This window comes from Parasphingopyxis sp., assembly GCF_028279465.1.
Taxonomy (GTDB): Bacteria; Pseudomonadota; Alphaproteobacteria; order Sphingomonadales; family Sphingomonadaceae; genus Parasphingopyxis.
In genome coordinates this window covers 1-12,234 of record NZ_JANQNS010000012.1, presented here as the reverse complement: position 1 = coordinate 12,234, position 12,234 = coordinate 1, and the positions used below count along the sequence as shown (strand labels likewise).

The 12,234-nt window shown below is 60.6% G+C and carries 12 protein-coding genes; 6 read left to right on the top strand and 6 right to left on the bottom strand.

Annotated elements, in window-relative coordinates:
- Positions 1–124 precede the first annotated feature (124 nt).
- Complete coding sequence (locus Q0974_RS06620; RefSeq protein WP_299324077.1) at positions 125–1,066, bottom strand: hypothetical protein; 942 nt, start codon at positions 1,064–1,066, stop codon at positions 125–127.
- A gap of 485 nt (positions 1,067–1,551) precedes the next feature.
- Between Q0974_RS06620 and Q0974_RS06615 the strand changes: the two genes are divergently transcribed.
- Genes Q0974_RS06615 through Q0974_RS06605 form a run of 3 tightly spaced genes read left to right on the top strand, consistent with a single transcriptional unit; the run spans position 1,552 to position 3,133 of the window.
- Positions 1,552–2,007 carry a hypothetical protein gene (locus tag Q0974_RS06615; RefSeq protein ID WP_299324075.1) on the top strand — a complete coding sequence of 152 codons (456 nt, stop codon included), beginning with the start codon at positions 1,552–1,554 and terminating at the stop codon, positions 2,005–2,007.
- Between the two features lie 2 nt (positions 2,008–2,009).
- Positions 2,010–2,387: a hypothetical protein gene (locus Q0974_RS06610; RefSeq protein ID WP_299324073.1), complete on the top strand. Its 378-nt coding sequence runs from the start codon at positions 2,010–2,012 to the stop codon at positions 2,385–2,387.
- The gene (locus Q0974_RS06605; RefSeq protein WP_299324070.1) at positions 2,387–3,133 is read left to right on the top strand and encodes a hypothetical protein; all 747 of its coding nucleotides are present in this window, start codon (positions 2,387–2,389) and stop codon (positions 3,131–3,133) included. The genes Q0974_RS06610 and Q0974_RS06605 overlap by 1 nt, the downstream gene beginning before the upstream one ends.
- A gap of 96 nt (positions 3,134–3,229) precedes the next feature.
- On the opposite strand, the gene Q0974_RS06600 is transcribed toward Q0974_RS06605, so the two are convergent.
- The 4 genes from Q0974_RS06600 to Q0974_RS06585 form a co-directional block, all read right to left on the bottom strand.
- Positions 3,230–3,802: an SHOCT domain-containing protein gene (locus Q0974_RS06600; RefSeq protein WP_299324068.1), complete on the bottom strand. Its 573-nt coding sequence runs from the start codon at positions 3,800–3,802 to the stop codon at positions 3,230–3,232.
- Between the two features lie 16 nt (positions 3,803–3,818).
- Positions 3,819–4,478: a hypothetical protein gene (locus tag Q0974_RS06595; RefSeq protein ID WP_299324065.1), complete on the bottom strand. Its 660-nt coding sequence runs from the start codon at positions 4,476–4,478 to the stop codon at positions 3,819–3,821.
- A gap of 62 nt (positions 4,479–4,540) precedes the next feature.
- Complete coding sequence (uvrA, locus tag Q0974_RS06590) at positions 4,541–7,456, bottom strand: excinuclease ABC subunit UvrA (RefSeq protein ID WP_299324063.1); 2,916 nt, start codon at positions 7,454–7,456, stop codon at positions 4,541–4,543.
- Between the two features lie 72 nt (positions 7,457–7,528).
- Complete coding sequence (locus Q0974_RS06585) at positions 7,529–8,743, bottom strand: Shedu immune nuclease family protein (RefSeq protein WP_299324060.1); 1,215 nt, start codon at positions 8,741–8,743, stop codon at positions 7,529–7,531.
- 108 nt (positions 8,744–8,851) lie between these two features.
- Here Q0974_RS06585 and Q0974_RS06580 point away from each other — a divergent pair, with 108 nt between their 5' ends.
- The 3 genes from Q0974_RS06580 to Q0974_RS06570 all read left to right on the top strand — a co-directional run bounded on the left by Q0974_RS06580 (position 8,852) and on the right by Q0974_RS06570 (position 11,757).
- Positions 8,852–9,754, top strand: a complete 903-nt coding sequence (locus tag Q0974_RS06580; protein ID WP_299324058.1) for a dienelactone hydrolase family protein — start codon at positions 8,852–8,854, stop codon at positions 9,752–9,754.
- A 70-nt stretch (positions 9,755–9,824) separates the two neighbouring features.
- Complete coding sequence (locus tag Q0974_RS06575) at positions 9,825–10,607, top strand: transglutaminase family protein (RefSeq protein ID WP_299324055.1); 783 nt, start codon at positions 9,825–9,827, stop codon at positions 10,605–10,607.
- 283 nt (positions 10,608–10,890) lie between these two features.
- Positions 10,891–11,757 (top strand): alpha/beta hydrolase, encoded by an 867-nt coding sequence (locus Q0974_RS06570; protein ID WP_299324052.1) that lies wholly within the window; start codon positions 10,891–10,893, stop codon positions 11,755–11,757.
- A gap of 30 nt (positions 11,758–11,787) precedes the next feature.
- Here Q0974_RS06570 and Q0974_RS06565 read toward each other — a convergent pair whose 3' ends face one another.
- Positions 11,788–12,072 (bottom strand): hypothetical protein, encoded by a 285-nt coding sequence (locus Q0974_RS06565; RefSeq protein ID WP_299324051.1) that lies wholly within the window; start codon positions 12,070–12,072, stop codon positions 11,788–11,790.
- Positions 12,073–12,234 lie beyond the last annotated feature (162 nt).

The following is a 12,234-nucleotide window of genomic DNA, read 5'->3' as shown; positions in this document are numbered from 1 at the left end:
TGGGAGGTCGGGAGGGGGTGCGGGCTGGTGCGGCGATTTTTCCGCTGAGGAAAAATTTTGACAAACAAAACCCCTGACAAACAGAATCCCCACCCCCATCCCGGTTGACACTGGTTGACACTGGTCAGGGGTCGCCCCCGTCCTCCCGGTCCCGGTCCGGCGCGTCCGCGCCATCTGCATCATCATACTCCCACGCGCCGCAATCCTCCTCCTCGGCGAACATCCGCTCCGTTAGCCCGCTGCGTTGCGCGCGCAGCCATTGTTCGTCGGTCCACTCGTCCGCTTCGGCAGGATCGAGATCGGAAGTGTCAATCTCTCCCGGCGGCGTGGCCATTATGCGTTTATAGTCGAGCAGCGCCTCCACGGCTTCCTCGTCGCTCGCAAAGCCCATCGGCCCGGCCACCTTCCCGGTCCGGATGCCGGGGCCGATATCGGGCGCGGGGTCGGTCTGCGCCAGATAGTCCTGGTGCGACAGGCGCGCCCGGTCCGCATCCCCGGCGGCGCTGACATCGAAGGCGCCGATATCCTCATCGCCCTTCCAGTCCCACCGCGCGCTGGCCGCGATATCGGCGAGCAGCATCGCGCGATCCGGCGGCCCGCCCTCGGCCTGCACGATCTCGTCGGGATCGACGCAATCGAGCAAAGCTTCGAAATGCAGCTCGCTCTGATGTGCGGGCCGGGCGGCGAGGCTGTCATCGTCGCACAGCCGGTCCGCCCGGTTCAGCATATGGCGCAGCATCGCGCCGTCGGGCTTGGTCCGCTCGACCAGTTCGCCATCGACGACGATCTCCTCGGTCACGCCCATCGTCGCCCGCTCCATGCAGATATCGACCAGCGCATCGCGATGGCGCAGCATCGCCCCCTGCCAGGCCCGCGCAAAAGCCGCGTCCCGCGCGCGCAGCGCGTAAACCGATTGCCGCGACATATCCATCTCCCGGCACACGCCGAGCACATTGCCCGTGTCCGCGAGGCGGGAGAGGAAATAGCGTTGGCGCTTCGGCGTCCATCCGGGATCGGCGGGGGTAGCGCGGGCGGGGAGGGTGTGGGGGTTTTCGTTGTCCGTCATCCGACAGGATAGGTCAGATGATATCCTACATTGCAAGGGGATATGGTTCGGGAAGATCAGAGTGATTGGCTAGGCGCCTCTGTAGCTGTAGCGGTAAGCCGTCGGTGACATCAATGTTGAATCTGCTACCCGTTGATCGTTTCTGGACTGAACATTCATTCAAACTATATTACTGTAGCGTCTATCAAGCATATACCACAAAACAATACAAGATGCTGATAAATTATAATAAATTAGTTATCCGTATATCCTCATACTAACGCGGACAAAAAATTGAAACGATATTCACGCCTTGTTCTCTCAATGGATAGCAGATTCAACATTGAATATTCTGCCGCTTCACGTCCGCGCTAAAGCGGATTTTGCGGCCGGTGCGTCGAAAAATCACTCTATGTCTACGCTCACCCGTGAGATAGTTAACGCGACCAGCGCTTGACACAGGCGCTATTCATACTTATATGTATGGAGAAATACGGAGAACAGCGGTGGCTGAAGATAAAGATATCGATGTCTCGATCGACGGATTAGGGCTCAAATTTACAGGAAAGGTGACTTTGCAGCAAGCCATAGAAATGTTGCGTGTAGCGTCCCTCGATCCCGATGCAGTGCCGCGTGTCGCCGAATCCCAAGAGAGCGGTGGCGCAGGCGGAGGCGTATTCGACCTTGCCTTAAGCGAGTTGATAAACGAGATAGACCCCAAAACGAGTGCTGAAACAATCGCGTTAATTGCCCTTTGGGTGATGGAAACCGAAGGCAAGGAGTCAATTAGCCGTCAAGACGTGCGTGATCGCTATCAAGAAGCGCGTTTGCCACCACCGGCTAATTTCCCAAGAGATTTCTCGACCGCGATTTCAAAGGGCTACTTGGCACCCATCAAAGGTGACAGAAACAGCTTTTACGTGACTCGCACTGGGCGGAAACTCGCTGAACTCGAGGAATAATCATGGCTCTGAAAGATCTCGCTGCGTCTGCTTCCTCTGTCAACGAAGAGGTTATAGAACAAATCGTACAGGATTTCGTGCGCTACGATATCGACGAAAAATCCATTGTTTTGACGCCGGATGCAGGTGACCTGTCGAACAGGGGAAAGATACTTGTCTACCTGACAGCCAATGAAGGCTGGCCGTATCTAGACGAGCCAGAATACCGGGTGAAAACCGCGCCAAAAGACTTGGAGCTGCCGTTGGGGATAAAGCCGGGATCACTGCGCCCTACTCTAAAAGCCCTCCAAAAAGAAAATTTATTGAGAAAGGACAAATCCGACTATCGCATCGTCCCTGCCAATCTGAGCAAGATCAAGGCTGAGGTTGGAGAGGCGTAGTGTGGGGCAATGATCGGGTCAGGGCCGCGCTTCTATCAAGTTTTCCAGAAGCTTTGGTTGATGACCTTTTGAGCACCTTCAACAGTGCAGTTGAGAAGCACAATGCTGGAGACTTTGATACTTGCTTGGTGAAGGCGGGACTGTTTTCTGAACACGTGATCCGTGCCCTGATCCTTGAATCGACATCTTCCCTTCCAGACGAAATTAAAAATTTCTCGCAGGCAGTTCAGACGTTGTCGAAGGCCGTAAACTTGCCTGAGTCGGCCCGAATCTTGATCCCCAGAATCTTGGCATCCTCAGCATATGACATGAGGTCCAAGCGAGGGGCGGTTCACGTGAAGGGAGTCAATCCGCGAAAACGGGATGCTACTCAGGCTCTTGGTTCTATGGCATGGACGTTGGCAGAGTTGCTTTCACTGTACGGCGATTTGGAAGGTTACGAGCTAGACTCTACGATATCGACCGTAATGCGTAGAACTATGCCGCATGTCGAGCACGTCGGTGGACAGTTCGTGGTGACCGCTGAAATGCCCGCACACTTAGAAACGCTTCTAATTATTGATAGTCATCCAGAAGGCGTTTCGAGGCGATCAATCGGCAAACTTGTGAAACGCTCGCCGAGTTCTGTGACGCACGCGCTGACCAAACTTTCAAAGGAAAGAATGGCCCATCAAAATTCGAACGGACTTTGGTTCATCACTGGAAAAGGCGAGAGCGTATTGCAGGCCATTGCACAGAGAAACTAACAATCACTTCGCCGCCTCAGCCATGTTTCCCAGCATCCCCTTTAAATACTCCCCACATAACCTCCGCCTACGCCAAACCTCCGGCGTCCCCCGCCCCTACAGCTCCTCCAATATCGCCGCTTTCTTCGTCGCATAATCCTCGGCGTCGATCAGGCCGCGGTCGCGGAGGCGGCGGAGTTCGGCGAGGCGGGTTGCGGGGTCGGCCGGGCTGTCCCGCGTGTCGCCCGATGCCCGCCTGCGGTGCTTGTGGGCGCGTTCCAGCAATCGCGCGCCGGCCGGGATCGGCTGGCCGGCCACGATGCCGAGCCGCCGCCGCCGGGCTACGCGCGACCAGGTCCACACCACCCAGATCGGCACGGATATGATGCCGATCATCGTCAGCGTGACTGGCCAGCCGATCGAGCGCGTCACGCCGCCCTCGGTGCAATAGGTTTCGGTGGACCAGCTCGTTTCGCCGGGCGTCGGGTTCGACCGGATGACCGTCGCCTCGACCGCGCCGTCGCAATAGAGCGGCGCGACAAGCTCCAGCGATGACGGCATGAAAAGGCCGATCGGAATATAGACAATCATGGCGAAGAACAGCGCAATCGGTATCCCGAAGATCAGCGCGCCGACCCAGAGCGGACCGGCGATCATTGTGCCCGTTTCAAGGTTGATATTCTTCGGCATCGCCTGCCCCGCTCCCCTATCCCTTTTCGCGGATCTTCGCGACGATCGCCTGATAGGCCTCGTCATCGATCAGCCCCTGTGCGCGCAGCCCGGCAACCGTGCGCAGCCTGGTATCGAGATCGGCATCGCGGAGGTCGATCGTCTCGCTGCTCCGTGCCGTAATGTCGGCCCCGTCGATCAGCCCCGACAGCCCTTCGAGAAACTCGTCCGCATCGCGCCCTTCCAGGGTCACGCTCCGCCGGGCCCCATCGGCTTCGATATTCTGCGCGAAATGGCCGCGCATGATCGCCGGCACCGGTTCGCCCGTCCGCGCCCCGAGATTGCGGCGCACGATCAGCCCGATCGGCGCGATGACGGCAAGCGCGATGGCCATATAGGCGGCGACATTCGCGGCGATCAGCGCGAGCGTCGAAAGCTCGGTGCGCGCGCTCTCCGTAACGCAGAAAAAGCTCGATGCGACCCCCGATTCAGCGGGCAAGGAATAGGGGGTGTTGACCTGTTCCAGCGTGCCACCGCACAGCAGCGGAGAGGCGAGCGTTAGCGCGGCCGGGTAGATGAGCGGCGCGAGCATTGCCACAAGGAAGCCGATCCAGAAACAGATCGGCAGCACCGTTTTCAGCAGCACCTTCCCATAGGGCCGCACGACGCGCGCATGCCTGCTTTGCAATCCCCTCATCGCGTGCGTCCTCCTCTCCCCCACTTGCTATAGCATGGGAGAGCCGGGCGCTGTGATACCGATCACTCCGCCGCCTCGGCCACCTTCCCGAGCATATCCTTCAGATAGGCGCCGGTATAGCTGCCCTTGGTTGCCGCCACCTCTTCGGGCGTGCCCTGCGCGACAATCGTCCCGCCCTTGTCGCCGCCTTCGGGGCCGAGGTCGAGAATATGATCGGCCGTTTTGATCACATCGAGATTATGCTCGATCACCACGACCGTATTCCCCTGCTCGACCAGCGCGTGGAGCACTTCGAGCAGTTTGCGGACGTCCTCAAAGTGAAGCCCCGTGGTCGGCTCGTCGAGGATGTAGAGCGTCTGGCCGGTCGCGCGTTTCGATAGTTCTTTGGAGAGCTTCACGCGCTGCGCTTCGCCGCCCGATAGCGTCGTCGCCTGCTGGCCGACCTTGATATAGCCGAGCCCCACGCGTTCGAGCATCGCCATCCGGTCGCGGATCGGGGGGACGGCTTTGAAGAATTCATGCGCATCCTCGACCGTCATGTCGAGCACATCGGCGATGCTCTTGCCCTTGAACTTCACCTCCAGCGTCTCGCGATTGTAGCGCGCGCCGTGGCAGACGTCGCAGGTGACATAGACGTCCGGCAGGAAGTGCATCTCGATCTTGAGCACGCCATCGCCCTGGCAGGCCTCGCAGCGGCCGCCCTTGACGTTGAACGAGAAGCGCCCGGGCTTGTAGCCGCGCGCCTGCGCCTCAGGGAGGCCGGCAAACCAATCGCGGATCGCGGTGAAGGCGCCGGTATAGGTGGCGGGGTTGGAGCGGGGCGTGCGGCCGATCGGCGACTGATCGATATCGATGACTTTATCGAGATATTCGAGGCCTTCGAGTTTTTCGTGTTTTCCTGCGACGATGCGCGCGCCGTTCAGCGCCCGCGCGGCGGCGGCGTAGAGCGTGTCGATGGTGAAGGTGGATTTGCCGGAGCCGGAGAGGCCGGTGATGCAGGTGAAGGTGCCGAGGGGGATGGAGGCGGTGACCGATTGGAGGTTGTTGGCGGTCGCGCCCTTGAGGGTCAGCTTTTTGCCCGTGCCCTTGCGGCGTTTGGCGGGGACGGCGATTTCCTTGCGGCCATTCAGATAATCCGCGGTGAGGGATTTCTTCGATCGCAGGATCTGCTTGAGCGTGCCCGCGGTGACGACCTCCCCGCCATGGACGCCGGCGCCCGGCCCCATATCGACGATATGATCGGCGCTGCGGATCGCATCCTCGTCATGCTCGACGACGATGACCGTATTGCCGAGATCGCGGAGGCGCTTGAGCGTGGCGAGGAGCCGGTCGTTGTCGCGCTGGTGAAGGCCGATGCTCGGCTCATCCAATACGTACAAAACGCCGGACAGTCCTGAACCTATTTGGCTCGCAAGGCGGATGCGCTGGCTCTCCCCGCCGGACAGCGTGCCAGAGCTGCGGTCGAGATTGAGGTAATCGAGGCCGACGTTATTCAGAAAGCCCAGCCGCTCGACGATTTCCTTGAGGATGGGGGTCGCGATCTGGAGCTGGGTGTCGCTGAGCTTTTCCGGCAGCGCCTCGAACCAGGCCAGCGCCTGGCCGACCGGGCGGCGCGCGCTCATCGAGATATCCTCACCGCCAAGCTTAACCGCCAGCGCCTCGGGCTTCAGCCGCGCGCCGCCGCACACCTCGCAGGGCGCGGCGGTCTGGAACTTGCCGAGCTCCTCGCGCATCCAGGCGCTCTCGGTCTGCATCATCCGGCGGTTGAGATTGCCGATCACGCCCTCGAACGGCTTCTTCACGTCATAGCTTTTACGCCCGTCCTTGAAGCTGAGCGTGATCGGCAGGCCCTGCGTCCCGTGCAGCACGACATCGCGATGATGTTCGGAGAGTTCGTTCCACGGCGTATCGAGCGAAAATTCAAAATGCTTCGCGACGCTGCCCAGCACCTGCATATAATAGGGGCTCGGCGGGTTGGACTTGGCCCAGGGCACGACCGCGCCCTTCTTCAGGGACAGCTCGCCATTGGGGACGACAAGATCCTCGTCGAACTCCAGCTTCTCACCGAGCCCGTCGCAAGCCGGACACGCCCCCTGCGGCGCGTTAAACGAAAACAGCCGCGGCTCGATCTCCTCGATCGTAAAACCGGAGACCGGGCAGGCGAATTTTTCGGAGAAGACGATTCGGTTGTCGGGCAGGCCCGTGCCCTTCATCTTCCCGCCATCGGCATCGCCATCTTCGCGCCCCGGCACAACACCGTCCGCCAGATCGACATAAGCCAGCCCATCGGCCAGCCGGATCGCCGTCTCGAAGCTGTCCGCCAGCCGCGTCTCCATGCCCTCGCGTACAACGAGCCGGTCCACCACCACCTCGATGTCATGCTTGAATTTCTTGTCGAGCGCCGGCGCGTCCTCAATGTCATAGAATTCGCCATCGACACGGACGCGCGTAAAACCCGCCTTCTGCCACTCGGCCAGCTCCTTGCGATACTCGCCCTTCCGTCCGCGCACCACGGGCGCGAGCAGATAGAAGCGCGTGCCCTCTTCGAGCTGCATCACCCGGTCGACCATCTGGCTGACCGTCTGCGCCGCGATCGGCTCGCCCGTCGCCGGCGAATAGGGCACCCCGGCCCGCGCCCATAACAGCCGCATGTAATCGTAGATCTCGGTCACCGTCGCGACGGTGGAGCGCGGGTTGCGGCTCGTCGTCTTCTGCTCGATCGAGATCGCGGGCGAGAGCCCCTCGATATGCTCGACATCGGGCTTCTGCATCATCTCGAGAAACTGCCGCGCATAGGCGCTGAGACTCTCGACATAACGCCGCTGCCCCTCGGCATAGATGGTATCGAAAGCGAGTGAGGATTTTCCGCTGCCCGAAAGCCCGGTAATCACGATCAGCTTGTCGCGCGGCAGATCGATATCGACGCCCTTAAGATTATGCTCGCGCGCGCCTTTGACGGAAATTTTGGTGAGGGACATGGTTTGACGTTCTAATTATGTTCTTTGAGGGAAGCTAGTGGCAGATAAGGCAGATGCGTTCAACTGTGCGATCTAGAATGGAACGTCTTCTTCGCGAGCACTGTCTGCGTCTTCGGTGATATCTTCGCCGTGCTCGACAATGAACCGAGCGCGATGAAGCAACTCGTCAAAAGTGATGATCTCAGGTTGTCGCATGTTTCTGCGATACATCTCGAATGACCGAAACTTCTCCTCGTTGACGCCTTGTTCCGTCATAAACTCATCAAGGTTTCCAATCACCAAAAAGGCACGAGGATTAATGTTGAACAATGTCTCGCCGGTCGGATCGCCGCCCTGTCGCGTTGGCCTCAAACTTCGACCGAGCCTTTCTACTGAATCTTGAACTGTAGCCTGCACTTGCGACACGCCCCCGCTCAAATCTCTCGAAGGCGACCACGCCCCTGATCGATACTCCGTGCCAAGCAGACCTTTATCGTGGCGCTTTATCTCCACGAAGCACAGGGAGTTTACTCGTGCGCGAGTTTTCATGAGTGCATCAGTGCGTTTGCCGGGGCCAGTTACATCTGCACCGCGGACGATCTGTTCAAGCTTTGCGTCATCCAGTTCTGTCACGAATTGGAAGGATAGTCCGTACCCAAAAATCCAAGTGTTAGCTTCAAAGAAGAGCTGCCAAAGGTCCTCGGGGCGCTTAGCTTTAGCTGTCGCCTGCGCAGCATTAAAGTAGTCCGGATCGTTGAGGAGTTTTTCAAATCGTTCTAGTTGCTTGCGCCGATAACCGATGGCGACGAGATCTCGTTGTAGTTCTTCGTTCTCCGCGATTTTGATAAACAGGTCTTCATTACCCTCGAATAACCCTCGGGCTTTTGCCTCGTTGAGTTTTATGTTGCGAAGTTGTTCGTCAGTTACGTGCTTTTTGCCGTCGCTCTCGAAGTCGACGGTCCGGATGCCGTGGAGGAATTGAATTAGTGTATCGACCTCCTTGTGAACCAAGGTAAACTGATCGCGCTCAAGCGGTCCTTTGGTGTTGAGATACCGCTGAAAGACGAGCGATCTGATTTCGCGGTCGTCTTCTACGAAGGTAGCTTTTAGCTTGTATCGCCCAGCAGGGGTTGTTCGGAGGACAAGGTCGTCCTTTACGACGGCAAAACGAAGGCCTTCGGTTCCTTCGATGATCTCAGAGACAATTCGAATTTTCTTGCCGGCGAAAGAGTCTATCGCCTTGCTGTAAACTGCCTTTCCCGGCTTCGTGCTCCAAAAATAAGAACGCTCTGTTTCGTCGCCACTCATCCTCACATACTATTGCTTCCATTGATCAAGTCGAGTCCACCGCTCGATAACAAGTTGGTGACGTCTGCGTTGCAGAACATTAGACCCAAGAAGGTAGGGAGAATCCGTATGTGCGACACCAAAAACCTTAAAAAATGGGCCCGCAGTGGCCGCACGGATTGGTCGTTGAACCGCCGCCAGTTTGCGGCGCTCGGGGCGGTGGGCGCGATTGCTGCCTGTGCGCCGGCGGTGCGTGGGGAGAGTGGCGAGCAGGCCGGGGATAGCGAGAACGGGCTGGCCGAAGACGCCGTCACCATCGCCACCCCGGACGGCACGATGGACGCCTTTTTCGTTCGCCCCGCCACGGGCGCCCACCCCGCCATCCTTACCTGGCCCGATATTGCCGGGCTGCGCGAGGCGAAGCGGGTGATGGCGCGGCGGCTGGCCGGGCAGGGCTATGCGGTGCTCGTCGCCAATCCCTATTATCGCGATCGTCCCGCCTCGCAGTTCGAGGATTTTGCCGACTTCATGGCCAATGACGGGTTTCAGGCCGTCCGGCCATGGCGCGAGCAGCTGACGGCGGATGCCATTATGCGCGATGCGGTAGCTGTGATCGGCTGGCTCGATGCGCGCGAAGAAGTCGATTCGGCGCGCGGCGTCGGCACGCATGGTTATTGCATGGGCGGGCCGTTCACCGTCTGGACGGCCGCTGCCGTGCCGGACCGGGTGCGCGCGGCGGCCTCGCTGCATGGCGGCGGGCTGGTGCGCGAGGGCGATCCGCAAAGCCCGCATAACCTGCTCCCTGACACGCAGGCCAGCTATCTTATCGCCTATGGACAGGATGACGACGAACGCGATCCGGAGGCGAAGATCGTGCTGCGCGACGTCGCCGACGCCGCCGGGCGGCCGGCCGAGATCGAAATCTATAACGCCGATCATGGCTGGACGGTGCTCGACACGCCGGTCTACGACGAGGCCGAGGCCGAACGCGCCTGGGCCCGGATGAGCGCGCTGTTCGAAGACAATCTGTAGCCAGGCGTGTGGCCAGACGGGATCGATAGGGGCTGCGCGCGCCTTCGCCGGCGGCTATGGGAAGCGCTCCATGCACCTTTCGATTCACACCCTGCTCGATTACCGGATCGATGCCGAAGCCGATATCCTGCTGCAGATCGAAGCGGCGGCGAACGAGCCGACGCAGCGCGTGATCGAGGGTCGCATGACAGTCGCCACGGGATCGGAGCTGCACCCGGTGCCGGTCGATGCGGGTCTCGGGCGGCGGACATGGACGCGCGGATCGGGGCCGTTCCGGGTCGAATATCGCGCGACGGTCGACGTCGAGCGCACGGTCCAGGATATCGCCGGGCTCGGCGTTACGCCCTATGCCGATCTGCCGGGCGAGGCCGTGCCCTATATATGGCCGAGCCGCTATTGCCAGTCGGACCGGTTCGCGAGCTTCGTCGCCAAACAGTTTGGCGATCTGGAGGGCGGCGCGAAGATACTGGCGATGGCGGACTGGGTGCACGATCAGCTCGATTATGTCATCGGCGCGAGCGACGGCGATACGGGCGCGGCCGATACGTTTATCTCGCGCGAAGGCATTTGTCGCGATTATGCGCATCTGCTGATCAGCTTCGCGCGCGCCGCCGGCATCCCCGCGCGCATGGTGTCCGCCTATGCCTGGAACCTCGAGCCGCAGGATTTTCACGCGGTCGCCGAAATCTGGCTCGAAGATGGCTGGCACATGATCGACGCGACGCGGATGGCACCCATCGAAGGCCTCGTCCCGATCATCACGGGGCGCGATGCAACCGACATCGCCTTTATGACGATCTTCGGCCGGGCGGATTTGCAGAACCAGATGGTGAATGTCGAGCGGTTAGATTGATTAGTGAAATATAACCATATTGGTTGATTATAGTAGAGCGTTGTCAGACTCGCCCTATCGGTCGAGCGCGGCACCGGGATTTTTGGTCAGACTCAACCTATCGGTTGAGCGCCGCACCAGCCCTCACCCCCTCCCGGCCTCCCATGAGTATACCCTGTTTGGGAGGTCGGGAGGGGGTGAGGGCTGGTGCGGCGATTTCCTGCAAAGGAAATTCTGACAAAGAGAGTCTCACGAACAAATCCCCGATATCGACAAACCTAGGCCGCTTCCCTAACCCCGCCCGATGCTTCGCTACACGCTCATCGCGCTCGTCCTGCTGCTCATCGCGGCGGCCGTCTATGTCTATACGGCCGATCGGCTCATGCTGTTCAACCGGCTCGTGCCCAAGGATGCGGGGTCGGCGCGGATCGCCGCGGATATCGCCTTTGGCGATGGCGTGCGCCAGCGGCTGGATGTCTATGCGCCGACGGGCGGCGGGGCGGATGCGGCGCATCCCGTGATCGTCTTCATCCATGGCGGCGGCTGGCGGGCCGGGGACAAGGCGGGTTATGAATTTGCCGGCCGCGCCTTCGCGTCGCGCGGCTTCGTGACGGTCGTTCCCAATTACCGGCTGTCACCGGAGGGCCATTTCCCCGATTTCGTCGAGGACGGTGCGGCAGCAATCCGCTGGGTGCGGGAGAATATTGCCGAGAGCGGCGGCGATCCGAACCGGATCGTAATGGTCGGCCATAGCGCGGGCGCGCATATCGCGGCCTTGCTCGCGATGGACGAAAGCTGGCTCGGCGCAGACCGCGATGGCATCGCCGGCTGGGTCGGCATGGCCGGGCCCTATGATTTCCTGCCGCTCGATACACCGAGCACGCGCGGCGCGTTCAGCCGCGCGCCCGATCTCGATGCAACCCAGCCGATCAATTTCGCCGGTGAAGGCGATCCGCCCGCGTTGCTCCTCCATGGCGCGCTCGATACTGTCGTGCGGCCGCGCCACAGCAGCGGGCTCGCCGAGCGGCTGGAGGCGGCGGGCGTGCCGGTGCGCCATATCGTTTATGAGGACATCGGCCATATCCGGATCATGACGGCCCTGTCGCGCTGGACGCGCGGTACGCCGCCCTCGCTCGCCGATATCGAGGCGTTCGCGCGCGAGGTTTCCTGACCGCGCCTGGCCGCCCAGCGTCTCCCGCGCCTACTGGCCGTGATGCTCCTGAATCTTTTTGCGGATGCGCGCCGGGGTCGCGCCATTGGCGATCGCATTGCGGATCCGGGCTGGATTGATGTGCGGTCGCTCGCGCGGGCGGACAGGCCGAACCGGCCGCACGCGCGGCGCGGCGCGATATTGCCGGCGCGCCGATTGCATGGCTGCGGCGCTCACAAGATTGGCTGCCGGCGATCCGGCTGAAACGCCGGCGGGTGTTGCCGCCGCCGGCGACGCGGCGATCAGGGCGAGGGTTAAGGCGAGCGGGGAATACATGGGTACGGGTCTCCTTATGATGCCGAACCGGCGAAACGCCCGCATCTCTATCAACGTATGACGGGCGGAAACCCTTCGCCGGAAGTTGGGTTTTGGTTTGTCTGACCTTCGCTATCGCTCAGGCGCGGCGGATTCTTTGTCAGAAACTTCCTGTCGGAAGTT